The 25,870-nt window shown below is 63.7% G+C and carries 22 protein-coding genes and 2 tRNA genes; 10 read left to right on the forward strand and 14 right to left on the reverse strand.

What is annotated here, in order from left to right; genetic code table 11:
- Positions 1 to 186 precede the first annotated feature (186 nt).
- Positions 187 to 615: a hypothetical protein gene (locus KBA48_RS16765; protein WP_292908395.1), complete on the forward strand. Its 429-nt coding sequence runs from the start codon at positions 187 to 189 to the stop codon at positions 613 to 615.
- Between the two features lie 27 nt (positions 616 to 642).
- On the opposite strand, the gene KBA48_RS16770 is transcribed toward KBA48_RS16765, so the two are convergent.
- Positions 643 to 4,443, reverse strand: coding sequence for a hypothetical protein (locus KBA48_RS16770; RefSeq protein WP_292908397.1), 3,801 nt, complete (start codon positions 4,441 to 4,443; stop codon positions 643 to 645).
- The gene (locus tag KBA48_RS16775) at positions 4,440 to 4,895 is read right to left on the reverse strand and encodes a hypothetical protein (protein ID WP_292908399.1); all 456 of its coding nucleotides are present in this window, start codon (positions 4,893 to 4,895) and stop codon (positions 4,440 to 4,442) included. The genes KBA48_RS16770 and KBA48_RS16775 overlap by 4 nt, the downstream gene beginning before the upstream one ends.
- A gap of 86 nt (positions 4,896 to 4,981) precedes the next feature.
- On the opposite strand from KBA48_RS16775, the gene KBA48_RS16780 reads away from it, so the two are divergent.
- Positions 4,982 to 5,329, forward strand: a complete 348-nt coding sequence (locus tag KBA48_RS16780; RefSeq protein ID WP_292908401.1) for a helix-turn-helix transcriptional regulator — start codon at positions 4,982 to 4,984, stop codon at positions 5,327 to 5,329.
- Between the two features lie 434 nt (positions 5,330 to 5,763).
- Here the strand turns inward: KBA48_RS16780 and KBA48_RS16785 are convergent.
- Together KBA48_RS16785 and KBA48_RS16790 are read right to left on the reverse strand one after the other, a co-directional pair.
- Positions 5,764 to 5,838 (reverse strand) — tRNA-Gly (locus KBA48_RS16785).
- Between the two features lie 44 nt (positions 5,839 to 5,882).
- Positions 5,883 to 5,957 (reverse strand) — tRNA-Gly (locus tag KBA48_RS16790).
- Positions 5,958 to 6,197: 240 nt separating this feature from the next.
- Here KBA48_RS16790 and KBA48_RS16795 point away from each other — a divergent pair.
- The 4 genes from KBA48_RS16795 (at position 6,198) to KBA48_RS16810 (ending at position 8,442) form a co-directional block, all read left to right on the forward strand.
- Positions 6,198 to 7,118: a co-chaperone YbbN gene (locus KBA48_RS16795; RefSeq protein WP_292908403.1), complete on the forward strand. Its 921-nt coding sequence runs from the start codon at positions 6,198 to 6,200 to the stop codon at positions 7,116 to 7,118.
- Complete coding sequence (locus KBA48_RS16800; RefSeq protein ID WP_292908405.1) at positions 7,115 to 7,774, forward strand: LON peptidase substrate-binding domain-containing protein; 660 nt, start codon at positions 7,115 to 7,117, stop codon at positions 7,772 to 7,774. The genes KBA48_RS16795 and KBA48_RS16800 overlap by 4 nt, the downstream gene beginning before the upstream one ends.
- A 70-nt stretch (positions 7,775 to 7,844) precedes the next feature.
- Positions 7,845 to 8,054, forward strand: a complete 210-nt coding sequence (locus KBA48_RS16805; RefSeq protein WP_292908407.1) for a Trm112 family protein — start codon at positions 7,845 to 7,847, stop codon at positions 8,052 to 8,054.
- 1 nt (position 8,055) lies between these two features.
- Entirely contained in the window at positions 8,056 to 8,442 is a 387-nt protein-coding gene (locus tag KBA48_RS16810; protein ID WP_292908409.1) for a DUF971 domain-containing protein, read from the forward strand.
- A 27-nt stretch (positions 8,443 to 8,469) separates the two neighbouring features.
- Here KBA48_RS16810 and truB read toward each other — a convergent pair whose 3' ends face one another.
- The 3 genes from truB to KBA48_RS16825 form a co-directional block, all read right to left on the reverse strand.
- The gene (gene truB / locus KBA48_RS16815; RefSeq protein WP_292908411.1) at positions 8,470 to 9,408 is read right to left on the reverse strand and encodes a tRNA pseudouridine(55) synthase TruB; all 939 of its coding nucleotides are present in this window, start codon (positions 9,406 to 9,408) and stop codon (positions 8,470 to 8,472) included.
- Positions 9,398 to 9,862 (reverse strand): 30S ribosome-binding factor RbfA, encoded by a 465-nt coding sequence (rbfA, locus tag KBA48_RS16820; RefSeq protein WP_292908413.1) that lies wholly within the window; start codon positions 9,860 to 9,862, stop codon positions 9,398 to 9,400. The genes truB and rbfA overlap by 11 nt, the downstream gene beginning before the upstream one ends.
- A gap of 202 nt (positions 9,863 to 10,064) precedes the next feature.
- Positions 10,065 to 11,114: a hypothetical protein gene (locus KBA48_RS16825; protein WP_292908415.1), complete on the reverse strand. Its 1,050-nt coding sequence runs from the start codon at positions 11,112 to 11,114 to the stop codon at positions 10,065 to 10,067.
- Between the two features lie 283 nt (positions 11,115 to 11,397).
- Here KBA48_RS16825 and KBA48_RS16830 point away from each other — a divergent pair, with 283 nt between their 5' ends.
- The 3 genes from KBA48_RS16830 (at position 11,398) to KBA48_RS16840 (ending at position 15,670) form a co-directional block, all read left to right on the forward strand.
- Positions 11,398 to 14,190: a TonB-dependent receptor gene (locus KBA48_RS16830; RefSeq protein WP_292908417.1), complete on the forward strand. Its 2,793-nt coding sequence runs from the start codon at positions 11,398 to 11,400 to the stop codon at positions 14,188 to 14,190.
- Positions 14,191 to 14,301: 111 nt separating this feature from the next.
- On the forward strand, positions 14,302 to 15,186 hold the full coding sequence (locus tag KBA48_RS16835) for a prephenate/arogenate dehydrogenase family protein (protein ID WP_292908419.1): 885 nt from the start codon (positions 14,302 to 14,304) through the stop codon (positions 15,184 to 15,186).
- 34 nt (positions 15,187 to 15,220) lie between these two features.
- Positions 15,221 to 15,670, forward strand: a complete 450-nt coding sequence (locus KBA48_RS16840) for a DUF488 family protein (protein WP_292908421.1) — start codon at positions 15,221 to 15,223, stop codon at positions 15,668 to 15,670.
- 5 nt (positions 15,671 to 15,675) lie between these two features.
- Here the strand turns inward: KBA48_RS16840 and KBA48_RS16845 are convergent, their stop codons facing one another.
- The 4 genes from KBA48_RS16845 to KBA48_RS16860 are packed head-to-tail and all read right to left on the reverse strand — an operon-like array spanning position 15,676 to position 19,045.
- On the reverse strand, positions 15,676 to 16,545 hold the full coding sequence (locus KBA48_RS16845; protein ID WP_292908423.1) for a hypothetical protein: 870 nt from the start codon (positions 16,543 to 16,545) through the stop codon (positions 15,676 to 15,678).
- Positions 16,542 to 17,627 carry a glycosyltransferase family 4 protein gene (locus KBA48_RS16850; protein WP_292908425.1) on the reverse strand — a complete coding sequence of 362 codons (1,086 nt, stop codon included), beginning with the start codon at positions 17,625 to 17,627 and terminating at the stop codon, positions 16,542 to 16,544. The genes KBA48_RS16845 and KBA48_RS16850 overlap by 4 nt, the downstream gene beginning before the upstream one ends.
- Entirely contained in the window at positions 17,627 to 18,040 is a 414-nt protein-coding gene (locus KBA48_RS16855) for a 6-carboxytetrahydropterin synthase (RefSeq protein ID WP_292908427.1), read from the reverse strand. The genes KBA48_RS16850 and KBA48_RS16855 overlap by 1 nt, the downstream gene beginning before the upstream one ends.
- A gap of 12 nt (positions 18,041 to 18,052) precedes the next feature.
- The gene (locus tag KBA48_RS16860; protein WP_292908429.1) at positions 18,053 to 19,045 is read right to left on the reverse strand and encodes a zinc-binding alcohol dehydrogenase; all 993 of its coding nucleotides are present in this window, start codon (positions 19,043 to 19,045) and stop codon (positions 18,053 to 18,055) included.
- Positions 19,046 to 19,211: 166 nt separating this feature from the next.
- On the opposite strand from KBA48_RS16860, the gene KBA48_RS16865 reads away from it, so the two are divergent.
- The gene (locus KBA48_RS16865) at positions 19,212 to 21,047 is read left to right on the forward strand and encodes an ABC transporter ATP-binding protein/permease (protein WP_292908431.1); all 1,836 of its coding nucleotides are present in this window, start codon (positions 19,212 to 19,214) and stop codon (positions 21,045 to 21,047) included.
- Positions 21,048 to 21,056: 9 nt separating this feature from the next.
- Here KBA48_RS16865 and KBA48_RS16870 read toward each other — a convergent pair whose 3' ends face one another.
- The 3 genes from KBA48_RS16870 to acnD form a co-directional block, all read right to left on the reverse strand.
- On the reverse strand, positions 21,057 to 21,917 hold the full coding sequence (locus KBA48_RS16870) for an isocitrate lyase/PEP mutase family protein (RefSeq protein ID WP_292908433.1): 861 nt from the start codon (positions 21,915 to 21,917) through the stop codon (positions 21,057 to 21,059).
- A 129-nt stretch (positions 21,918 to 22,046) separates the two neighbouring features.
- On the reverse strand, positions 22,047 to 23,231 hold the full coding sequence (gene prpF, locus KBA48_RS16875) for a 2-methylaconitate cis-trans isomerase PrpF (RefSeq protein WP_292908435.1): 1,185 nt from the start codon (positions 23,229 to 23,231) through the stop codon (positions 22,047 to 22,049).
- The gene (gene acnD, locus KBA48_RS16880; RefSeq protein ID WP_292908437.1) at positions 23,231 to 25,867 is read right to left on the reverse strand and encodes a Fe/S-dependent 2-methylisocitrate dehydratase AcnD; all 2,637 of its coding nucleotides are present in this window, start codon (positions 25,865 to 25,867) and stop codon (positions 23,231 to 23,233) included. Before acnD ends, prpF begins: the two co-directional genes overlap by 1 nt.
- Positions 25,868 to 25,870 lie beyond the last annotated feature (3 nt).

The raw sequence follows: 25,870 nt of genomic DNA on the forward strand, positions 1-25,870 counted from the left end.
GTACGATCCCGACACCATCGATGAAATCCCGATGCAATACGCCCTCAGCCGCATCGCAAACCGCAGAAACGCTGCCGCTAAACGCCTCAAAAACAAAAAAGACGCGGGGAACAGCTGACGCTTACCAATCACTTCCCCTTGGTTCGGATCATCCGTGCCCGTCCGGGGCGACGCGCGACCGCGATCTTGACCGAAGCCCAATCCGCCCTTGCCCGCGCGCCAGCGGGCGCGGCTGGTGTTCTTGTCGAACGGATACAGCGTCATTCATTGGATGACGGAAGCGACGGCGACATCATCCTCCTGGATCACGGCAAGGTGGTCGGGAAATTCAGCGCACCGCCGAAACTCGGAGCGGGAAAGGAGGCGTTCGACGACGCGCTTCGACACATGCTCGCCAATGGCTACACCGTCCCGCGCCGCGCCGGTGGCGAGGTTGACCGCAGCCGCCGCGACATCGACGTTGCCGCCTTCATGCTCTGCTGCGACTTGCCGCCCGATAGCGTGGAAGCCGCGATCATGGTCGGCAGCGACAAGGCGGTGGAACGCACCATCGAGAATACCCGATCCTACGCGCGCAACAGGTTGTCTCGCGCAATACAAAAGCTCAAGCCTTAGTATCCGCTATCGAATTCACGATGATGATCACCATTCTGTCTGACGCCGTAGTTCTCCATCCCGTTTGTGGCGCTCCGAATTCCTTCGGAAAGTCTCGGACAGGTGATTTAGAACATTCGCGACATGAGGATGAGTTATCACGCGACCTTCCGACCATGCTTTGTACTGAAGCGCCAATTCAGCATCCGGCTCGCCCTCACCGACGAAACGTGCTCCAAGTTTGTTATGAGCACCACATGAGAACCCCCGGCCGAGATCATCTGACCAAAATCGCTCCATCGCATTGCAGATGTGTTCCGGGGGCCACAACTGACCATGTGCCTCCGGTGCCCTGGCGAGCGATTCCCCAATCTTTATTGTGGCCAGAGTTTTTCTGGACACCCGTTCGGCTTGAACCAATGCTTCCTCAATCCAGACCATCAGCTTTTGCTCTGCTTCAGCACCATGTTCCTTCAATCCCGGTATCGCATCAAAGTCATGAAGCAGATTGAAGAGGTGATGAGCAATAGCGTCGGCGTGGGGCAATGTGCGCCACGATGCAGCCTCTTCGTCCTCGGCACCATCTTCGCGCTTGTAGCTCATCTTTATCGCTTCAATGAAAAACGCCGGATCGTTTTCGAACGCCTTTGTTAGAAATGGGAAGCCATATCCGGTATGATCGAGAAGTGAATAGCATTCGAATTCCAGCCTTAGCATCACCTGCTCATCTCTATCATCGCACCTTCCCATTTTCTTGAAGAGTTCGACGGCATCAAATCGCAAATTATTAATAGAATTTCCATCCTTCTGCCCCGACAAAATTGTTGAAATTGCTTCAAGCGCCCGCAAATGAAGGGCAAAAGAGAGCGGCACATCCGCGTGGCATATGGTCATCACGGCGTTATAGTTCTGACCATACCGGAACAGGTAATTTACGGCACGAGTGACAACTTCACTCGTATCGCCATAACGGCACCAACCAGCACCTTTCCAATACGCTTCCTCCGCATCTTCCCCACGCTGAGCGAGCAAATCCCACAACTCCGGCGTTGCCGGAAACCCCTGTGCCATCCTCCCAAACGAACGGCTATCAAGATTATCTGCGTACCTCCACGCCTCTTCTGCGATCTTTGAATAAACACTAGAAATAAAGCACCGCGCCACCACTCCGCTGGTTTCATTGCCGGTCACAAACATAGAAAATATGCGCTGTTTACCTTCATCATCGATATCGGAGTTAGCGATAGCCTCACCAACAAACCCCGGAAAGTTTGTCGAGCTAGCTAGGCGTTCAAGTCCTTCAAAGCCATGCTTTGCGTATATCGCCGCCACCGCATTCGCTCTATGGCAACTGAGGTCCTTATCGCCCCCTTGCAAATACCGGTGGGGAAAATGCTCAATGAAAAGCCACCTTACCACCTCCACCACATCGTCCGGCTCAATGTCCGTAGCCAGATTCTTAATTGCCGCCAGCCTCTCTTTCGGCATCACCCAATTTGCATCCGGAAACGCCTCATGTCGCCGGTACAAAGACATCAAATGCTGATAAATCGTCACGGCCTTATCAGAAGGTGCCGACGGGTGAGCATAGTTTGCGCGCAGATGACTCAAGATTACGTCTGCTGCCTCCGGGCGGACGTCGTCCAGCATATCAATCAGCTTGCACCAGTGCTCGACATCATCACCAGCATGTTCGATAAGGAGAGCGAGCAGTGTGTCGCAACGCATCCAAAGATCGCCCCAGGTGACGGGCTGATCGGGCGTTCCGGCAATCTGACGGAAACGCGGTCCATGATCAACGATCCTAAATGATCGTCCAGTTGGGATGATCGAGAAAATAAGACTCCAAACTGCATTCCCGTGACTGCGCATGAATATTGAAAGCAGGGTCAATTGATCAGAGTACGCCGCCACGTTATCCGGCATTTGGGGACAAAAGGTCTCACTAAATACGGTATTCGGGCGTGGCGAAGAATTGTCGCCCGGATCGAGCGCATTGAGTGCAATCAAGCAATCCCCGCAGCGGCGCAAAGTGCGCGGGAACCACCGCGCACGCTGAATAGCCCACATGACGTATACGTGAGGGGAGGTGGAAGACATAAAGTCCGATTTCTGAAATAGGAGTCGGGCACTCTCTGGACTTCGGATCAATCCTTCAAGTTGACTAAGAAATTCGTCGGGGGCAACCTCTGCCAGATCAGGAAGCAGGGGGCCAATAGATATCCAACGTTCAATTTCTGTCGGAGGTGAAAGCGCTTCGCGTAGCAGATAGCCAGCAATAGCTCCAGCCGTCGGGTTAACTCCAAGCCCTATACGGTCTTCGCTCCCTGCAATCCGTGCCAGTTGTTCGACAAGGCCATCCCGCAGTTGCGCAGAATGACGGAAGTCCTTTCCATATATGGATGAAAACCAACGTTTTTCAGGTGGCAAATCCAATCGAGGATCGCGCTCTTGAAGAAGTGCAAGAATAAGGTTGCGATATCGATCCCAAGTCGCTTGAGATATCTCTCTTCCAAGCAGACGCCACGCATCAACTGGTGATGTCAAAACCACGATGTCACCGTATTGACGAACTGGTGCATCTTGAATATTAAAGAATGGACGAATGCTATTTTCCCATTGATCGTAAGCTTGCCCGGCAAGAATGCTCAGCGCCTCTTGATCACCTTCATGACACCTGTTCCATCGGCCGGCAAGTAGAGCAGGGATCAACGCCTGAGCAGACGTTGGAGTAGCCCACGATGGAGCTTGTCGTTCAACCGCCTTTGACAACTGTCGTGCCAGCACCTGTAGACTGCGTCCACAATTATCAGCATAACGGCGAGCAATTTGCTCAGAGAGGCCGGTGCCTTCCAAAGCAACCTTCAGCTTTTCGCGATCCAACCAAGGCGCAACCACTACATCATCTTCGCCTGCCGACCAGCCACTTGGAATAATAATCCAATGTCCTCGCCTAGTGGCGTCGCCAAGACCAAGTGCACCGTTTGGAAAAAACGGAATCAATACCAATGGACGGTGCTGTGCCGCAATTTGACGCCAAGCATTCTCTGAGTAGACGACAATTGCGTTAGAAAACAAAAATTCCTCTGCATCGCCTTTTTCCAATTTCGCCCATGCCGCTATAAGAAGGATAGCCTCCTCTGCGGTGTCTGCTTTGATGCGGATGATAGGACTGTTCCCTTCGCTCCATTCACAGAGTTTTTCTCCGAGCGACTCTCGACCAGCCAAAATGATTCCAGGTGTAAGTTCCGGGGTGGTATCTGTTGTGCATCTATCCCAGAATGCGTCCAGTGCTTCAATCCCGTCCGTTGGCTTGCCATGTACATGCCCGAGCCATGCCGCGACCGATGGCGTTTGCTCAAGCCACGTTTCAAGATCATCAGCGTCAAGTACGCAAACGTTCTTCCAAGGACCAGCGGTCCTTTTGGTGTTGATCCAATCCTCTTTCGTCTGCGTTCCTATCGGCCAACGGCGAGCGGTCACGATCACAAGTGTTGTCTTTGATGGTGCCTGTCCGATTGGGTTGGTGGTTCGGGTTCGGTAGTCTCTGTTTGCCTTGTCGATGACCTCGCTGCTTGTTCCAAACTCCCATGCTGAATGGCCTTCGGGAACGAAGAATGCCGCTTGCTCACACGTAAGTGTACCGTCCCATCCGGGTCGATTAACGCTGTCACCGCCGGGCATCGAAATATGTTCTATCCGATCAACGCTGGCGAAAATCAGTCTGCGGACGATCACCGACAGTTCTTCCTGGGAAATCCGCGTGTCGGCCCAGTGGTGAAGATCGGTCGCCGTAATCCATCGCATACCGCGCTCCATCGTGCAGACGCGCGGCAGTATACCGCTCAAGGGGTTGCCGGCAAAGCCCGCATGGTTTGATCGGCTTCCGATTGCTCCCAAATTCGCTTTCGCAGCGCCTCAGTACATCCCCCTGTGGCATACAGGCCGCTGGTGCGCTGCATCGGCGCGTTTGCCCCGCGTGCAGTCAGCACCGCTTCCGTTTGCCGACGTTCACGGGCCGCGTCGTCGTACCGCTCCGCCAGATCATCCCACGCCGTCACGTCCACGCCTTGCTTGATCGCTGCGGCGAGGAACGGTGTGCGGAGATCGATCATGCCCCAGCCGCATATTTCGTATGTAACGGCATCGTTCGCGGCCACGTCCGCTGCGTGAAGCCACCGCTGAAACGCGAGAAAGCCGGAGCCGCGTTCTTCTGCCTGTGAGTCACTTGTGGCGACGGAGAGCGTAAAGGCGGCAGCAAGGACGGCGTTTGCGCGCACATTGTAGCGAAGAGGCAGCACGGCCAACACTCCATGCCGTTATGGGCGGCTCGATAAGCCCATAACGTGCATAGATACGGGCCGTCTGGCTAGTCCATTTTGTTCCTATGCAGGGATTTGGCGACAGATTGCGCGAACGGGCGCGGCTCTTGGGGATATCGGACGCGGAAGTGGCCCGACGTGTCGGCTTGGGTGAGCGTCGGTACGCCCATTATGTCGCGGACACGCGCGAACCCGACCTTGCGACGCTGGTGAAGATCAGCCGGACGCTCGACGTCACGCCGAACGAACTGCTTGGCGTTGCCGACGTGCGGGAAGAGCCGGAAGAGCGCGAGCGGCTGGTGAGCGAGCTTCTGTCGGTGATTCGTTCGCTGTCGGATGAGGGGCTGCGCATCGCCATCAAGCAATCCGCCGTCTTGATGGACTTCCACCGCACCGATTCGGTGACGGAGTAGCGCAATCGGGATCGTTGTCCCGTGCTACCAGCAACGGAAAGGCTTCCGTGCGGCGATATGCGTGGTGTCGGACCTGACAAGGGGTGCGCGGCGCTCATGAAAGCCCCCTTTTGGATTTGGCGGGGGGAGTGTGGGGGATGGTCGAAGGTGAACCCTCCCGCCCCGCGCCGATCACGCACCGTCATGTGCTGACGATCCCGCGCGGGTGCGACGCTCGCCACTGAACGAAGCGCCGCTTCCGATACGGGGGCGCGTCGCCCGACTCCGGTTGGGCGTCGCCCCGAGCATCCCGCCGGACGGACGGTGGACACCACGGACGGCGATGGTGTCCACCACTTTCGTTCCGGTGGACACCATGTGGACACCAGCCCAAACGACTAGGGGCCGTCTGCTGAACAGACGGCCCCTAAGTCATTGATATTCCGCTCTAAAACTGGAGCGGGCGAAGGGATTCGAACCCTCGACCCCAACCTTGGCAAGGTTGTGCTCTACCCCTGAGCTACGCCCGCATCACCAGACAGGCCCGCCCTTTCAGGCGGTGGGTTTTCGGAACTGGAGCGGGCGAAGGGATTCGAACCCTCGACCCCAACCTTGGCAAGGTTGTGCTCTACCCCTGAGCTACGCCCGCCCATTTCCGAAGTCCGTCCGGGTCGTCCCCGGCGGTGAGCGCGGAATATAGCCATCAAACTTTGCCATGCAAGGACTTTTTTTGCCCTGCTTGCGGATTTTTCCAACCGCACCATCTCCCCCGTGCCCGACATCCCATCGGGAGATTTGCCGCCGGGCCATGGGCGCTCTATATAAGCCAGTGACGATCCCCGCGTGACGGGGCCATAGATTGATCACCCGATCCAGGAACAGGAACCCCATGTTCTCGCCCACGCCCGCCCCCCAGCCCAAGCCCGCCGCAACCGACCTGATCAAGGATGGCAGCGACGCCGGTTTCATGGCCGATGTCATCGAGGCGTCGCAGCAGGTGCCCGTCATCGTCGATTTCTGGGCCACCTGGTGCGGCCCGTGCAAGACGCTGGGCCCCATCCTGGAAAAGGCCGTGATCGCCGCCAAGGGTGCCGTGAAGCTGGTGAAGATCGACACCGACAAGCATCCGGCCGTGGCCGGGCAGTTGCGCGTGCAGTCGATCCCCACCGTCTATGCCTTTTTCCAGGGCCGTCCCGTGGACGGGTTCCAGGGGGCATTGCCGGAAAGCCAGATCAAGGCCTTCATCGAACGGCTGGTGAAGCTGTCGGGTGGCGCGGGTGCCATCGACATCGCCGCCATCCTGGCCGAGGCCAAGGACCTGCTGGATGCCGGGGATGCACAGGGTGCGGCCGCCATCTATCAGGAAGTGCTGGCGGAGGAGCCGGAGAACGCGGCCGCCTATGCCGGCGTCATTCGCTGCCTGCTGGCCGTGGGTGAGACGGATGCCGCCAAGGGCATGGTCGCCGACGCACCGGCCGGCATCGCCAAGTCGGCTGAACTGGCGGCGATCAAGTCGCAGATCGAACTGTCCGAGCAGGCGGCCCAGGCCGGTCCGCTGGACGACCTGAAGGCTGCCGTCACCGCAGACCCGGCCAACCATCAGGCCCGCTATGATTACGCCCTGGCGCTGTACGCCGCCGGCCGCAACGAGGAAGCCCTGGATGCGCTGCTGGAGATCGTGAAGCGCGACCGGGAATGGAACGACAAGGGCGCCCGCACCCAGTTGCTGAAAATCTTCGAGGCGCTGGGCCCGATGGACAAGCTGGTCATCCAGGCTCGCCGCAAACTGTCATCGCTGCTGTTCGCATGAGCCAGAACCCGTTCGACCTGCCCCATGACCAGTTGCCGGAAACTATCCCCGTCTTTCCCTTGACGGGGGTGCTTCTCCTGCCGCGCGGGAAACTGCCGCTCAATATCTTCGAGCCGCGCTATCTCAACATGGTGCAGGACGCGCTGGCCACGAACCGCATGATCGGCATGATCCAGCCCCGCGACGGCGGGGCCGGGCCTAACCCGCCGCTCTATGATATCGGCTGTGTCGGCCGCATCACCAGCTTCAGCGAGACCGAGGATGGCCGTTTCCTGATCACCCTGACGGGGGTGAGCCGGTTCCGCATCACGCAGGAGATGGCAACCACGCGCGGGTACCGGCGCATCGTGGCCGACTGGGCGGGGTTCGCCGCCGATCTGGCCGAGGATGCCCCCTGCGACGTGGACCGCGCCCGGCTGGACGGGGTGCTGCGCGCCTATTTCAAGCAGCAGGGCATCAGCGCCAATTGGGATTCGGTGGCCCAGGCGCCGCTGGACCGGCTGGTCACCTCGCTGGCCATGATCTGCCCCTTCGACGCGCCGGAAAAGCAGGCCCTGCTGGAAAGCCCGGACCTGAACGCCCGCGCCCAGCTTCTGCTGGCGCTGGTGGAGATGGCCGTGCATGAGGATGGCGACAGCGGCGGCGCCCGTCACTGATACCTGCGCCCGTCGGCGCGGATACGAGTTGATTTCCGACCCCGAGACCTGTCCCGAAAGGACCCCCGTGATGACCGACGCCAACAGCCCGACCGACAGCGCCCGCGTCGATCCCCGTTTGCTGGAAATCCTGGTCTGCCCGCTGACCAAGGGGCCGCTGCGTTATGACGCCGTGGCACAGGAACTGATCTCTGATCAGGCGAAGCTGGCCTATCCCATCCGCGACGGCATTCCCATCATGCTGGTGGACGAGGCGCGCCGTCTGGACGCCGCCGCCTGACATGGCCGAGGAACGATTCGCCAGCGAGGCCGGGGGGTCCAGCCGCTGGCCCACGGAACTGCGCCTGAAAAGCGCCGAACGGATGCTGACCGTCAGCTTCGACGATGGCAGCCGCTTTGACCTGCCGGCCGAATTCCTGCGGGTGGAAAGCCCGTCGGCGGAGGTGCAGGGCCATACGCCCGCCCAGAAGCGGCTGGTTCACGGCAAGCGCGACGTCGCCATTACCCGCGTCGATCCCGTGGGCAATTATGCGGTCCGCCTGACCTTCGATGACGGGCATGACAGCGGCATCTATAGCTGGACCCTGCTGCACCGGCTGGGCCGGGAGCGGGAGACGCTGTGGCAGGCCTATCTGTCGGCCCTGGCGGCGCGGGGTCTGGAGCGGTAGGGCCGCCAGCGGCCCCATAGGCGCCCGTCAGAGGTTCAGGACCCGCGCCGGGCGAATTTCCCCGCCTTCCAGGCGGACCAGCGCCACCGGGCGCCCCCCGGTCAGGGCGAGCGCTGTCGCCTCCTCCCCCCCTGCATCACGCAGCGACTCCAGCCGGTCCAGGTCGCTCCGCCGCAGCAGCGACACGCCCTGGCCATGGCGCAGGCGGTCGGCCTCCACCGGGGTCAGGTCGATGGCGGGCAGCCGGTCCAGCGGCGCCGCGACGGGCATCAGCAGCCCGTCCGGGTCCCCTTCCGCCACGATCTTTTCAAGCTGTTCCAGGGTGACGGCATTGGCCAGGGTGAAGGGCCCGACCGACAGGCGGCGCAGCACCGTGATATGGCCGACCGTCCCCACCGCCAGCGCCAGATCCCGGGCCAGCGAGCGCATATAGGTGCCCTTGCCGCATTCCACCTCGAATTCGGCATGGTCGATATCGGGCCGGCCCGTCAGGTGGAAGCCGTCGATCCGCACGGTCCGGGCGGCCAGTTCCACCGCCTCCCCTTCCCGCGCCAGATCATAGGCGCGCTCGCCATCCACCTTGATGGCGGAATATTGCGGCGGCACCTGGCTGATCCGGCCCTGGAAGCCTTCCAGCGCCTTTTCGATCTGCTCGTCGGTGGGGCGCACATCGCTGGTGGCGATGACCTTTCCGGCGCGGTCGTCCGTGTCGGTCGCTTCGCCGAATTTCATCACGAAACGGTAGGTCTTGTGCCCGTCCATGGCATATTGGACGGTCTTGGTCGCCTCGCCAAAGGCGATGGGCAGGATGCCGGTGGCAATGGGGTCCAGCGTGCCGCCATGGCCCGCCTTTTCCGCATTCATCATCCAGCGCACTTTTGCCATCGCTTGGGTGCTGGTCATGGTGCCGGGCTTGTCCAGCACCAGCCAGCCGTGGCGGGGAACGCCCTTGCGCTTACGCGCCATGGTTCTTGTCCCCGCCCTCTTCCTCATCCTCGGCATCGGTGTTGCCGGTATTGATGATGCCGGTCATGTCGCGGGCGACATGCGGATCGTGCAAAATCCGGTCGATCTTTTCCGCGTAATCGAAGCTGGTATCCAGTTGGAAGGACAGGCGCGGGGCATAGGGCAGGCGCATTTCATGCGCCACGTGGGTGCGCAGATACGCCGACGCGCGGTTCAGCGCGGCCACCAGTTCCGGCTTGGACCCGCCCAGCGGCATCACGAAGGCCGTGGCGTTCTTCAGGTCGGGGCTGATGCGCACTTCCGACACGGTGACGTTCAGATCCATCAGTTCCGGATCGCGGAATTCCCCGCGGCGGAAAATGTCGGCCAGGGTGTGGCGGATTTCCTCACCCACGCGCAACTGGCGCTGGCTGGGTCCCTTGGCGGCATGGCCGCCGTCGCGTCGCTTGCTCATCACTTCGATCCTCTGCCCTGGCGGGGGATGGGACCCCGGACCCGGGCGCTGCTACGTCTGGTCAAGGGGCCGTGCGTAGCATAGCGGGCAATGGATGAGACAGGGAAGTTACGCATGGAAGGGGTGGCGGGACTTTGCGGTTCCCCCCACCCGGCAGGGCCTGCCCCGGCGGCCGGACCATGGCCGCCGGGGTCGGTCGCGATCACCGCGCCAGCGGCAGCATCTCCCGCATGCTGCCCGGCAGGTGCGGGACCAGCAGGCGGCGGGCGGCTTCCCAGCGGGTGGAGAGCAGCAGCAGGCCCGACCCGATGACCAGGGCGGCCAGCGCCATGTTCATTTCCTTCGCCGTGCCGGCCATGGAGAAAAGCTGTCCCATGGCATAGAGTACATAGACCAGGGCCGAGACCAGCATGGCCCGGCGGTCGATGGCCAGCGACACCAGCGCGATCACCAGATAGGTGCCGATGCAGGTGGCCAGCGCCAGACCGGGGCTGACCATCTGCACCGCCCCATTGGCCCCCACCCAGGAAAAGACCGGGTGGATGATCATGGGCGAGGCGGACAGGTGCAGCCAGAAGGCCACATCCGACCGGCGGGTGTTGCGTTCCCGGTCCTGGCTGTCCCAGCGCATGGCGATGGCAAACATCACCAGCCCGCCGATCAGCACCAGCACCCGGATGCTGTCGCGCAGCGACGGCACCGCCACCAGCAGCAGGGCACAGGCGGCCACCAGGGCGATGGCGGACCCGGCCGCCACCGTGATGGGCACCATGAAACGCCGCCAATGGGCATAGGCGCCGATCCCGGCCAGCACGGTCGCCCCGGCCACCGCGCCGGCTACATCGGCCGGATCCTTGATCTGCGCCTGGTCCAAGGACAGCAGGTCGACCAGACCCGTCAGGCCAGCCACCAGCGTGCCACCGGCAAAGCCGATCAGCAGCACGATGCTGGACAGCGACAGGCGCAGGCGGCGGGTGAAATATTCGGCCAGCCCCCATCCGGCCACGGCCGCCGCCAACCCGCCCAGCACCGGATGCACCCGGCCACCCAGATAGCCGGCGGCCACCAGGATCAGGCCGCAGCAGACGGAGACAAACACATCGTTGAAGCCGGTCAGCAGGCGGAACCGTTCATGCTCCACCATGTCCACCGCCCCGCGCCGGTCGGCAACAAAGCGTCGGAAACCCGCGACATCCTTGTCCGCCAATATTCCAGCCGCCGCCGCGGCATCGAGTTCTTCATCTGTATACATTATTCCCCCCTCCCTATTCGATAAGGGAAGTATGCAGGGTGACACCGGTGGCTGCAATCACTGGTACCGACTGTTTAGATGCAGAAAAGAAACAGTCACCAACGATACAAAGCAGTTGCAATCTGGGGGCTTCCACACCGGGTTCATGTTCTGTTAACGATCCTGCGCGCGGGCTTGAAACCGCGTTAAAAAACAAACCTTTCTCGGACAGGGGTACCATATGCGATCCATCACCAACCTGTTTCTCAGGTCGTCTTCGCTTGCCTTGGTGGCGGCGATGGCCATGCCGGCGCTGCCCGCGCACGCCCAGGACACATTGGATGAAATTGTCGTCACCGGTTCGCGTATCCGGCAAAGTCCGCTGAACCAGACGCAACCCGTGATCCAACTGGACAGCGAATCCATCGCCCGCACCGGCCTGTCAAACACGGCCGAGATTCTGCAGCGTCTGCCCATCTCCGGCGGCGGCCTGAACAGCAAGTTCAACAATAGCGGCAATTTCGGCAACCCGCCCGATGGCGGCGGCGTGGGCGCCGGTTCGGCCGAAGTGGATCTGCGCTATCTGGGCTCGCGCCGCACCCTGGTGCTGGTCGACGGGCTGCGCTGGGTGAACGGCGCCTCGGCCTCGGGCATCCCCTCCTCCACCGACCTGAACACCATCCCCAAGGGCATCATCGACCGGATCGAGGTCCTGCAGGAAGGCGCCTCCCCCATTTACGGGTCCGACGCCATTTCCGGCGTGGTGAACATCATCACCAAGAAGAAGCAGGACGGCTTTGCCGGCTCCGCGCAGGTCGGTGCCTTTGACGAGGGCGACGGCGTCACGCAGGAATATGACCTGTCCTGGGGCGCCTCTTCCGGCGGCACCAAGATCGTGGCCGACCTGACCTATGTGAAGCAGGAAAGCGTGATGTCGGGCGACCGCTCCATCTCGCAATTCCCCACACCGGGCGTCACCGCGTGCGACAGTTCCTGTTCGTCGGGCACGCCGCTGGGCCGCTTCATCGTCAACAACCCGGTCACCGGCGAGGGTATGAACCTGACCCTGAAGAATGCCGTGCTGACGGGCCGCCCGACCTTTGACCCGCTGAACCCCACGGCCGGCAGCTTCAAGAACTTCACCACCGCCGACCGGTTCAATTTCCAGCCCTATAACTATATCCAGGCCCCGTCGGAACGGATCGGCACCTATTTCCAGGTGTCGCAGGAAATCACGCCCGACATCAATTTCCGCCTGAAGGCCGTCTATAACAACCGGAAATCCGCCAACCAGGCCGCCCCCATCCCGCTGTTCGTCGGCCCCGATGCCGGGAATGGCAACCTGCTGGACACGATCAGCATCGACCGCACCAACCCCTACAACCCGTTCGGCGTGACCCTGTCGTCGGGTGGGGCCAATGGCCCGGCCAACTACGCCTTCATCGGCCGCCGCTTTGTCGAGGCGGGGCCGCGCCATTACGAGCAGGAAGTGAACACCTGGTACGTGTCCGGCACGCTGGACGGCTCGCTGATGCTGGGCGAGAACAAGTGGTACTGGGACCTGAACACCATCTTCTCCCGCAACAGCGCCACGCAGAAATTCACCGGCAACGTGAATGCGCAGCGTCTGGCCCAGGCCCTGGGCCCGGTCGCCAACTGCACCGGCTCCTGCGTGCCCTTCAACATCTTCGGCGGTGCGGGGTCGATCACCCAGCCGATGATCGATTACGTGCTGTTCACGCAGCAGGACAGCAGCAAGCAGCGTCTGGCCGACACGTCCTTCAACCTGTCGGGCGACCTGTTCCAGCTCCCGGCCGGTGGCGTCGGTCTGGCCGTGGGTTACGAATATCGTGACCAGCGCGGCGAGTTCCAGCCGGACGCCGTCGTGGCCGCCGGCCTGGGGTCCGACATCCCGGCCCAGCCGTCCAAGGGCAGCTTCGACGTGAACGAGGCCTATGGCGAATTGCGCGTGCCCCTGATCGCCGACCTGCCCATCGCCAAGCTGCTGGAAGTGTCGGGTGCGGTCCGCTACTCCGACTATTCCACCTTCGGCAGCGAGACGACCTATAGCGGCCGCGTCAACTGGCGCGTAACCGAGGATGTGCTGCTGCGCGGGTCATGGGGCCAGGGCTTCCGCGCGCCGGGCATCGGCGAACTGTTCGGCACGCCGTCGCGCTTCGACCAGGAACTGGTGGACCCCTGCTCCGACATGCTGGGCCTGTCGGGCGGTACGGCGGCATCCGCCGCCATCCGCGCCAACTGCGTCGCCCATGGCGTGCCGGCCAATGGTTCCTATGTCCAGGCCAACCCGCAGCTTTCGGTCATCACCGGCGGCAACAAGAAGCTGAAGCCCGAATCCTCGGAAAGCTGGGTGTTCGGCGGCGTGTTCAGCCCGTCCTGGGAAATGTCCTGGGCCGACCGTCTGGATTTCGAGGTGAATTATTATGACATCTCGTTGAAGGACGCGATCCAGCCGATCGGCGCGGACACCATCCTGGGCCGTTGCGAACAGAACAACGACGCCTTCTCCTGCGCGTCCATCACCCGCACCGCATCGGGCGCCATCAACCAGATCAGCGGCCTGTTGCAGAATATCGGCGCCATCGACACTGACGGCATCGATTTCACCATCAACTGGCAGGGTCCGGAAAGCGACCTGGGCACCTTCCGGTTCAGCCTGAACCAGACCTTCCTGCTGAACTATACGGAGACCGTTCCGGCCACCAGCGGCACGTCGAAGATCGAGCGTGAGGGCACGGAAAAGGGCAGCCCCGATCAGGCCTTCCCCAAATACAAGGCTACCGCGATCCTGGACTGGGCGAAGGATGATGTCTCCGCCTCGCTGACCAACCGGTATGTCCGGAGCGTGGAGGAAAGCCAGGCCGACAACAAGCTGAACGCCCGTCTCTATACCGACGTGCAGGTAAGCTGGTTCCCTTCCATGTTCGAGAACAAGGTCGGCCTGACGCTGGGCGTCAACAACCTGTTCGACAAGGACCCGCCGGCCTGCTTTAGCTGCGGCCTGAACAATTTCGATCCCACCACCTATGACGCGCCGGGCCAGTTCGGCTATGCGCGCCTGACCTTCAAGATGTAAGGACCGCATGCGGGGAACGCCCCCCGCTGCTACATCCCGATTTGGACGGACCGGGGTTCACTGTGATAGTGAACCCCGGTCTTTCTTTTTCCGGATACAAGGTTCCGTCCCATGAACGCCCCGCTGTTCAACAAGGTTGCCATCGTCGGCTTCGGCCTGATCGGTTCCTCGATCGCGCGGTGTGTGGCGGAATATCCGGGTCTGGCGGGTGGCGTGGTCTGCGTGGACCGGTCGCAGGCCGTGTGTGACCGGGTCCTGGAACTGGGTCTGGCGGTGGAGGCCGGGACCGATCCCGCCCTGGTGTCGCAATGCGATCTGGTTGTGCTGGCCACCCCCATCGGGGCCTTCGCCGACTTAGGCGCCGTGATCGGTCCGCACCTGACGGAAGGCACGATCCTGACCGATGTCGGGTCGGTGAAACAGTCGGTGATCCGCGACATCGCCCCTTATGTGCCGGAAGGCGTGCATTTCATTCCCGGCCACCCCCTGGCCGGCACCGAACATTCCGGCCCCGATGCCGGTTTCGCCGCCCTGTTCAAGGGCCGCTGGTGCATCCTGACGCCCGTGCCCGGCACCAATCAGGCGGCGGTCGACAAGCTGTCAGCCTTCTGGAGCGGATGCGGATCGATGATCGAGGTGATGGAGCCCGGCCATCACGACCGCGTGCTGGCCATCACCAGCCACCTGCCCCACCTGATCGCCTATACGATCGTCGGCACCGCCACCGACCTGGAGGAGCATCTCCAGTCCGAGGTGATCCGCTTCTCCGCCACGGGTTTCCGCGATTTCACCCGCATCGCGGCATCCGACCCCACCATGTGGCGCGACATCTTCCTGAACAACCGGGAGGCGGTGCTGGAGGTGATCCAGCGCTTCACCGAGGATCTGACGGCCCTGCAGCGCGCCATCCGCTGGGGCGAGGGGGATAAGCTGCATGAGCTGTTCACCCGTACCCGCGCCGTCCGCCGCTCCATCATCGACGCCCGCCAGGCGTAAGGACCGCCCGGTCGGGGCGGGAAGGGGAACAAGGATGATCCTGCACACGATCGGTTACGAAGGGGCGTCGCAAGCGGCCGTCATCGCGGCGCTGAAGGCGGCGGGGGTGACATTGCTGCTGGATGTGCGGGAACTCCCCTCCTCCCGCCGGGCCGGGTTTTCCAAGTCGCCGCTGCGCGCCAGCCTGGAAGCCGAGGGGATCGGGTATCTGCACCTGAAAAAGCTGGGCACCCCCAAGGAGGGCCGGCTTGCCAACCGGGCCGGCCGGATGGAAGCGTTCTGGTCCATCGTCGATGAAGGGCTGGCGCGGCCGGAAGCACAATATGAGCTGGCGCTGGCAGGGTCACTGGCCCTGGAAAAGCCGGCCTGCCTGCTGTGTTTCGAGGCTGACCACACCCTTTGCCACCGGCTGACGGTGGCCAGCCGCCTGACCGAGGCGCATGGTTTCCAGGTGGAGCATCTGCGCCCCGACCCCGGTTTCTGACCACCCTACCGCCGGGCCAGCAGGTCCAGGTGCCCGACCAGCAGGCGCGCGCCCTGCTCGCTGGCCAGATGCCGGCGGCGCCCGGCCCAGGCATGGACGCGGGCGGCACTGCCGGGATCCTGTTCGATGGCCGCCCTTTCATAGCCGGCGATCATGGCCAGATGGGCGGCGATCTGCTTCGGCCCGATCTTCCAGTCGGCCTGCGCCTTTTCCACCTTGTACCCCGCCGCGGTCAGCGTGGCGACCAGGACCCCCGGCGCGGCCATGCCCAGCGCCGGCCCGCCCAGCCCCTTGGCCCGGCCCATATGGGTATGGAACAGGTCCAGGACAAAGCCGTCATCCTCGTCCGGGATGGAGAATTCCACCCGGCCATCCACCGTCAGCGTGGCCAGCAGCGGCGGATAGCCACACCCGGCCAGTTCCTTGACGAACCGTTCCAACCAGGGTTGCGACACAAGGTCGAACAGCGCCTTGGCCGTGATGCCGTCATACTGGTTCAGGCCCAGTTCGGCCGGGTCCTGTGCCAGATCGAAACTGCGCATCTCCACCCGCACGGCCATGTCGTCGCAGGTGATCATGTAGGCGCGACGCTGTTCCTTGTGTTCCCAGCCATTGCGGTCGGCCCAGCGGCCGATCTCCCCCGGCGCCTTGGCCAGAAGCTTGCGATCCTTTTCAATCAGGGTCCAGTCCTGCTCCCCCCGGCCCAGTTTCATGGCCAGTTGGCGGACATTGCTGCCCGTGCCCGCCCCCAGATCGATGATCATGGGATGGGCCGGCAGGATGCGGCCGAAAGCCCAGGCCAGCCCCACGGCGCGGGCCGCATCGTCCAGCGGTTCGCGCAGGCGCAGCCAGTCCGAGTCGAAATCCAGATTCATGCCCGTATCCGATCGCTTTCCCCGGAAACCAGCATGCCGGAGAGGGCGTCGCGTATCAATGACACAGAATGTTGCCATGTCGGCAATAGCTCTCCCGCCCCGCGCGCCGCCCGGCGGGCCGCATCCAGCGCCGCAGGATCGGAGAGAAGCCGGTCGAACGCCGCCGACAGGGCGGACACGTCACCCGGCGGCACCACGGCCCCGGCGGCGGGCGGTACCACCTCCGCCAGCCCGCCGGCATCGGTGACGATACAGGGCAGGCCGCGTTTCAACGCATCGGCGGCCACCATGCCATAGCCTTCATGAAAACTGACCAGGGTGAACAGGTCGGCGGCCCGCCATTGCGTCTCCAGCGCCGGCCCCGACAATTCCCCCAGCATCCGCACCCGGTCGGCCAAATCGTGCCCGGCCACGGCCGCGGTAATGGACGCCGCCTGTCCGGGATGGCGGACATCGCTGCCCACCAGATGCAGGCGCCAGGGCAGATGCTTCACGCGGGCCAGTGCGTCGATCAGCACCAGATGCCCCTTGCGCGGCGTCAGGGTGGCCACGCACAGGATCACCGGCCCGTCCGCCCCGCCGCTGCCCGCGGCCGGTTCCGCCGGGTCGGTGCCTGGATTGGCGATGGTGATGCGGCCGGCCGGGACCGACAGATCGATGACGCCGCGCATCGTGGTCCGCGACGGCACGATGACATGGTGCATATGGGCCAGCGTGTCACGTTCGATGCGGAACAGGATATCGGCCTGTTCGGGGGTCAGGCCATTTTCCAGGTGCAGCGGATGATGGACCAGGGCGGCAAAGCGCAGGCGGTAACGGTCGACCCAGATGGCATGCGCCGCCACCGGCAGGGCCAGACCGTCGATCAGCACCCTGGCCCCGTCCGGGATGGCGGCCATCATGGCGTCGGCCGCATCGCGCGACGGGTCATCGACAAAGGGATGCGGCCCCGGCAGTTCATGCACGGTGACCGCTTCGCCCAGGTCCCGCAGGCCGGCCACCAGCCGGCGCAGATAGCCATACCCGCCTGTCAACTGATTGATGTCGCCGGGGCAGATGATATGCAGCGTGCGATCCGGCATCAGGCAGCTTCCCCGTTCAGCGGTGCCTCATAGGCGCCCCAGGCCACATGGCTTTCCGACAGGGTAATGCGCAGACTGTCCAGCGCCGGCCCGTCCGCGCCCAGCGCGCCGGCCCGGATGCCGGCCGCCAGCTTGCGGTGGATGTCGCCGGCCAGGAATTCGGTGGTGGTGTTGCGGCCGCGATATTCCGGCAACTCGTCCAGGTTTTTGTAATTCAGCGGCGCCAGCACCTGTTTCAGCAGCACCGATGCCGCCCCGATATCGACCACCAGCCCCTCCGGCGACAATTGCCGGCGGCGGAATTCCGCATCCACCACAAAGGTGGCGCCGTGCAGCGCCTGCGCCGGCCCGAAAATGGCGCCGACAAAACTATGGGCGATCATGATGTGCTCTCGCACCGACAGGAAATACATGCGGGCAGCCTTTCAGGGGACGGAGCGCTGATAGCGGACGACAGGGCAACCGAATGGCAGACGGGAAAGTTCCGCCATGGCCTTTGGCAGGTCGGCGAAATCGATGCGCGGACCCAGCAGCAGGTCCAGCACGGGATCGGCCAGCAGCGACAGCGCCTTGTCCAGCCGGCGCGACAGGGTCCAGCGCGGGCGGAAGGCTGGCGATACCTTGCCCACCTGCGACGACACGATGCGATGGCGGTTGGGATGGAACCCGCCGCCCAGGGCCACGGTGACGGGCCGGTCGCCATACCAGGACGCCTCCACCACCGTCGCCTCCATCCCGGCCAGACGCAGCGCGGTCTCCAGGCCCTCGCCCGTGGCGCTGGCATGCACCACCAGATCACAATCCCCGGCCTCCAGCTTGTCCGGCGTTGCGAAGCGGGCGCCGAAGGCCTGTGCGATGTCGGCGCGGGCCGGATCGATATCGACCATGGTCACGTCCGCCCCCGGCATGCGGGCGGCAAGGTAGGTGACCAGACCGCCGACGATGCCACCGCCCACCACCGCGATGCGCTGCCCCGGTGCGGCCCCGCCATCCCACAGGATGTTCAGCGCCGTTTCCATGTTGGCGGCCAGGACCGCGCGTTCGGTGGGCACGTTGTCGGGCACGGGCCGGCATCCCTCCACCGGGATCACCGCCACATCCTGATGCGGATGCAGGGAAAAGACGCGCCGCCCGGCCAGATTGGCGGGGCCGTAATCGGCGATGCCGACCAGGGCATAGCCATATTTGACCGGCCCCGGAAAATCCCCCTCCTGAAACGGACAGCGCATGATCGGGTACAGGTCGGCCGGCACCCCACCCCGGAAGACCAGCGACTCGGTTCCCCGGCTGATGCCGCTGACCAGGGCGCGGACCAGCACGTCACCCGCCAGCGGTTCCGGCAATTCCTGCTGGCAAAGCGCCCCTTTGCCGGGGGCAAGCGTCCAGAAGGCGGTGGCACGGTCGGGCAGGGGCGGCATGCGCGGGCGACCTCCATGAAGGGGCTGGCAGGATAAGGGAGAACGGATGACGGAATAAAGCGCCGTCAGGCGCGGATGGCAGCCATGAGAAGCGACCGCGCTGTCAAACAACACCGCTCCGGCCATATCATCCCATTCCCCCGCGACATCTCTCCCCTGGATCAATATGCGCCGTCACGACCGCCCCTCCGGCCACGACCCGTCACAGCCCAGGAGGCAGCCTCTGTCCGACGGGCAGGTGCTGCGTCAGTTGCTGCCCTATCTGTGGCCGGCCGGGCAGACGGGTATCAAGGTGCGGGTGGTCACGGCGCTGCTGTTCCTGGCCGCAGCCAAGGCGGCGAATGTGTCGGTCCCCATCTGGTACAAGGGGGCGGTCGATACGCTGACCAAGGCCGGGGACGCCGCCGGCAACCCGCTGCTGGTCATCCCGCTGGGCTTCATCCTGGCCTATGGTCTGGCGCGTGTGCTCAGCCTGGCCTTCGGGGAACTGCGCGACGCCATCTTCGAACGGGTCAGCCAGCGGGCCATGCGCGTGGCGGCCCTGAATGTCTTCCGCCATCTGCACGCGCTGTCGCTGCGCTTCCATCTGGAACGGCAGACGGGCGGGCTGTCGCGGGTGGTGGAACGCGGGACCAAGGCCATCGACAGCCTGCTCAGCACCTCGCTGTTCAATATCCTGCCCACCCTGCTGGAAATCGCGCTGGTGACGGGCATCCTCTGGCACCTGTTCGATGTGCGCTTTGCCGCCGTCACCTTCGGCACGGTCGCGGGCTATATCTGGTACACGATCGCCGTCACCAACTGGCGCACCCGCATCCGCCGCGACATGCTGGACGCCGATACCCGCGCCAGCGCCAAGGCCATCGACAGCCTGCTGAATTTCGAAACCGTCAAATATTTCGGGAATGAGGAGTTCGAGGCCCGGCGTTACGACAAGGCGCTGCACGCCTATGAAAACGCGGCCGTGCGTACCCAATCCTCCTTGTCGCTGCTGAATGTGGGCCAGGGCATCATCATCGCGGTGGGCGTGGTGGCCGTGATGTGGATGGCGGCCGACGGCATCGTGCAGGGCCAGCTTTCCATCGGCGATTTTGTGCTGGTGAACACCTATCTGCTGCAGCTCTACCAGCCGCTGAACATTTTCGGCTTCGTCTATCGCGGCATCAAGGAATCGCTGAACGAGATGGAGCGGATGTTCGAGCTTCTGTCCGTGAACCGGGAGGTGCAGGACGCGCCCGGTGCCCCGGCGCTGGCCCCGCACGGCGGGGAGGTGCGGTTCGACGCGGTGGAATTCGCCTATGATACACGCCGCCCCATCCTGAAAGGGCTGGATTTCACCATACAGGCCGGCCACACGGTGGCGGTGGTGGGGCCGACAGGGGCCGGCAAATCCACCCTGTCGCGCCTGCTCTATCGGTTCTACGACACAACGTCGGGCAGCATCCGCATCGACGGGCAGGATGTGCGCTCGGTAACGCAGGAAAGCCTTCGCGCTGCCATCGGCATCGTTCCGCAGGACACGGTCCTGTTCAACGACACGATCCGCTACAACATCGCCTATGGCCGTCCCGGTGCCACGCAGGCGGATCTGGACCGCGTGGCAGAGGCCGCGCAGATCCTGGATTTCATCAAGGCGCTGCCCGATGGCTGGGACACGATGGTGGGTGAACGCGGCCTGAAACTGTCGGGCGGGGAGAAGCAGCGCGTGGCCATCGCCCGTACCCTGCTGAAGGACCCGCCCATCCTGATCCTGGACGAGGCGACATCGGCGCTGGACACACATACGGAGCGGGAGATCCAGGCGGCGCTGCGCGACGCGGCGCGCGGCCGCACCACCCTGGTCATCGCCCATCGCCTGTCCACCGTCGTGGACGCGGACGAGATCATCGTGCTGGAAGCCGGGCGCATCACCGAACGGGGCAGCCACGGCGTCCTGCTGGCCCAGGGCGGCGCCTATGCCGCCCTGTGGGCCAAACAGCAGGAGGCCGTGCCGGCGCCCTGAACGGCAGGCTCAGGAATAACGCTTGTCCAGCGCGTCCCACTGGGGCTTGCCAACCAGACGCTGACGTTCGGCGAAGGGGGTGACGAGGCCGCTATCCTCCGTCACCGCCTTTTCATCGCGCAAGGTCGTCAGCGCCTTCTGCATGCCCATCACCGCCCCCTGCAGGGCCGCGTTGGCATAGAGCACGATGCCATAGCCCAAGCCCGCCAGTTCGGTGGCGTTGAAGATCGGGGTCTTGCCGCCGATCACCATGTTCATCAATTGCGGTTTGTCCAGGCGCTGCGGCAGGGCGCGGACTTCATCGGCCCTGGTCACCGCCTCCACGAACAGGATATCGGCCCCGGCTTCAGCGAATTTCTGCGCCCGCTCCACCGCCGCCTCGAACCCATGTACCGCCGCCGCATCGGTGCGGGCCATGATCAGCAGGTCCGGATCGCGCCGCGCATCCACGGCGGCCTTGATCTTGGACACCGCCTCCTCGGTGGAGATCACATCCTTGCCGTTGAAATGGCCGCAGCGCTTGGGCGCCACCTGATCCTCAAGCTGGATGCAGTCGGCCCCGGCCCGTTCCAGGGTGCGGACGGTATGATAGACGTTCAGGGCATTGCCGAAGCCCGTATCGGCATCAACCAGCAGCGGGACCTCCACCGTGTCGCGGATGCGGGCCGTATGGTCGGCGATCTCCGCCAGACCCATGAAGCCCTGATCCGGCATGCCGAACCACATGTTGGTGACGCCGGCCCCGGTGACATAGATGGCCTCATAGCCCAGATCTTCCACGACCTTGGCGGACAGGGCGTTGAAGGCGCCGGGCACGATCACGCCACGGCGGGCTTCAACCAGGGCCTTGAGCTGTTTGCGGGTAGACATGGTTTTTCCTTGAATCTTGAGAGAGGTTTTCGGGGAACCGAAAACCTCTCCGGCGGCGACTGCCGCCGCGCCGCACATGCGGCGTGAAGCCAAGCCGCATGTGCGGCGCCGGCGCTTGAGGAACACGAACTAAAAACTGTCGGCGGGGACGCGGACCCAGCCTTCCATGAGGATGCGGGCGCTGCGGCTCATCACCGCCTTGGTCACCTGCCACTGGCCATCGACCAGGGCGGCCTGTGCGCCCACACGCAGGGTGCCGGACGGGTGGCCGAAGCGCACGGCATCGCGGGTTCCGCCGCCAGCCGCCAGATTGACCAGGGTACCGGGAATGGATGCGGCGGTGGCGATGGCAACCGACGCCGTGCCCATCATGGCATGGTGCAGCTTGCCCATGGACAGGGCGCGGACGCTCAGGTCGATCTCCCCGGCCTTTACCTGTCTGCCGCTGGCGGAGACATAGTCGGCGGGCGGGGCCACAAAGGCGATCTTGGGCGTATGCTGTCGCCGGGCCGCTTCCGCCGCCTCCCGGATCAGGCCCATGCGCAGGGCACCGGCGGTGCGCAACGCCTCCAGCCGGGCGAGGGCCGGACTGTCCCCGTTGATATCGCCCTGCAACTCCGTGCCGCGATAGCCGATATCGGCGGCGTTCACAAAGATGGTGGGGATGCCGGCATTGATCAGCGTGGCAAGCAGCCGGCCACCCTCGAAATCCAGTTCATCGACCAGATTGCCGGTGGGGAACAGGGCGCCGCCTTCACCCCCCTCTTCCGCCGGGTCCAGGAATTCCAGCACGATCTCCGCCGCCGGGAAGGTCACGCCATCCAGGTCGAAATCACCGGTTTCCTGCACCTGTCCGCCGGTGACGGGCACATGGGCGATGATACTCTTGCCGATATTGGCCTGCCAGATGCGCACCGTGCAGATGCCATCCGTCGGGATACGGTCGGGATCAATCAGGCCGGCATGGATGGCAAAGGCCCCGGCCGCCGTGGACAGGTTGCCGCAATTGCCCGACCAGTCCACGAAGTCGCTGTCGATGGAGACCTGACCGTAGAGATAATCCACGTCATGGCCGGGCCGCGCGCTTTTCGACAGGATGACACATTTCGACGTGCTGGAGGTCGCCCCCCCCATGCCGTCGATCTGCTTGCCATAGGGATCGGGACTGCCGATCACCCGCAGGAACAGCCGGTCGCGCGCCGGACCAGGAACGCGACAGCGTTCGGGCAGGTCCTCCAGACGGAAAAACACGCCCTTGCTGGTGCCGCCACGCATATAGGTGGCGGGAATACGGATTTGCGGTGCGCCGGCCATCAGACGGCTTCCTTCCGCGGGGTGTGCGAGGCCAGGAAATCCTGGGCGAAACGCTGCAACACGCCGCCCGCCTCATAGATCGACAGTTCCTCTTCGGTATCCAGGCGGCAGGTGACGGGCACCGCCACCCGTTCCCCGTTGCGCCGGCGGATGACCAGGGTCAGGTCGGTACCGGGGCGGCGTTCGCCCGTCACGTCATAGGTCTCCGTACCGTCCAGGCCCAAGGTCAGGCGGGTCGTGCCCGGTTTGAATTCCAGCGGCAGCACCCCCATGCCGATCAGGTTGGTGCGGTGGATACGCTCGAACCCTTCGGCGACGATCACCTCCACCCCCGCCAGCCGCACACCCTTGGCGGCCCAGTCGCGGCTGGACCCCTGGCCGTAATCGGCACCGGCAATGATGATCAGGGGGCGGCGGCGGTTCAGATAGGTTTCGATGGCTTCCCACATGCGCATCACCTTGCCGTCCGGTTCCAGGCGGGTCAGCGATCCCTTCTTCACCACCCCGTCGACCAATGCCATTTCATTGACCAGTTGCGGGTTGGCGAAGGTGGCGCGCATGGCGGTCAGATGGTCGCCGCGATGGGTGGCGTAGGAATTGAAATCCTCTTCCGGCACGCCCATGCGCGTCAGGTACTCACCCGCCGCCGAATGGGCCAGGATGGCGTTGGATGGGGACAGATGGTCGGTGGTGATATTGTCCGGCAGGATGGCCAGCGGCCGCATATCCTTCAGGCTGCGCGGCGTGGCGGCCAGCGCCCCCACCCCTTCGGTATCCCAATAGGGCGGGCGGCGGATATAGGTGGATTGCGGACGCCAGGCGTAAAGCGGGCTGACCTTGCCCGCCTTTGCCCGGCCCGCGCCGAACATCGGTTCATAGACCTGACGGAACTGTTCGGGCTTCACGCTGGCGGCCACGATGGCGTCGATCTCCGCATCCGTGGGCCATAGATCCTTCAGGGTGACGGGGTTTCCCTGCGCATCGCTGCCCAGCACGTCACGTTCGATATCGAACCGGATCGTGCCGGCAATGGCATAGGCGACCACCAGCGGCGGGGAGGCCAGGAAAGCCTGTTTCGCATAGGGGTGGATGCGGCCGTCGAAATTGCGGTTGCCGGACAGCACCGCCGTCGTGTGCAGGTCACGGTCGATGATTTCCCGCTGGATGGCCGGGGCCAGGGCGCCGGACATGCCGTTGCAGGTGGTGCAGGCATAGGCGACGATACCGAAGCCCAGCTTTTCCAGTTCCGTCAGCAGACCGGCTTCTTCCAGATAAAGCCGCGCCACCTTCGACCCCGGCGCAAAGGAGCTTTTGACCCAGGGCTTACGGATCAGGCCCAGGGCATTGGCCTTCTTCGCCAGCAGACCGGCGGCCACCACGTTGCGGGGGTTGGAGGTGTTGGTGCAGCTTGTGATGGCCGCGATGATGACGGCGCCATCGGGCAACATCCCCTCACGTTCCTGCGCCACCGCCTTGTCCAGATCGACGGCGATGCCGCGTTCAGCCAGATCGCTGGTCGGCAGCCGCCGGTGCGGGTTGGACGGCCCGGCCAGGGTGCGCACAACCTGACCCAGGTCGAAACTCAGCACCCGCTCATACTCCGCCGTCCGCAAGGTATCGGACCAGAGGCCCAGCACCTTGGCATACTGCTCAACCAGCGCCACCTGCTCCGGCTCCCGCCCTGTCAGGCGCAGATAGTCGATGGTCTGCCCGTCGATATGGAACATGGCGGCCGTGGCGCCATATTCGGGGCACATGTTGGAAATGGTGGCCCGGTCGCCAATGGACAGGATGTCCGCCCCTTCCCCGAAAAATTCCAGCCAGGCCCCGACCACCCGTTCCCGGCGCAGGAATTCGGTGAGCGACAGGACGATATCCGTGGCGGTGATACCCGGCTGCGGCCGGCCCGTCAGGCGCACACCGACAATATCGGGCAGGCGCATCATGGACGCGCGGCCCAGCATGACCGTTTCCGCCTCCAGCCCGCCCACACCGATGGCGATGACGCCCAGCGCATCCACATGCGGCGTGTGGCTGTCGGTGCCGACACAGGTATCGGGGAAGGCCACACCGTCACGGACCTGAACGACGGGCGACATCTTTTCCAGATTGATCTGGTGCATGATGCCGTTGCCGGCCGGGATCACGTCGACATTCTCGAACGCCTGCCGGGTCCATTCGATGAAATGGAACCGGTCCTCGTTGCGCCGATCCTCGATGGCGCGGTTCTTCTCGAACGCCTGACGGTCGAACCCCGCATGTTCGACGGCCAGCGAATGATCGACGATCAACTGGGTCGGGACCACGGGATTGACCCGGGACGGATCGCCCCCCTGGTCCGCGATGGCATCGCGCAACCCCGCCAGATCGACCAGAGCCGTCTGCCCCAATATGTCGTGACAGACCACGCGGGCCGGATACCAGGGGAAATCCAGGTCCCGCCGCCGCTCCACCAACTGGCGCAGCGCATCGCTCAGCCGCGCCGGGTCGCACCGGCGCACAAGCTGTTCGGCCAGCACGCGGGAAACATAGGGCAGGCCGGCCCAGGCGCCGGGACGGATGGCGTCAATAGCGGCGGCGGCGTCGAAATAGTCCAGCGACGTGCCGGTCAGTGATGTGCGATAGGCTTTGTTCATGGC

Source organism: Niveispirillum sp. (assembly GCF_017996735.1).
Taxonomy (GTDB): domain Bacteria; phylum Pseudomonadota; class Alphaproteobacteria; order Azospirillales; family Azospirillaceae; genus Niveispirillum.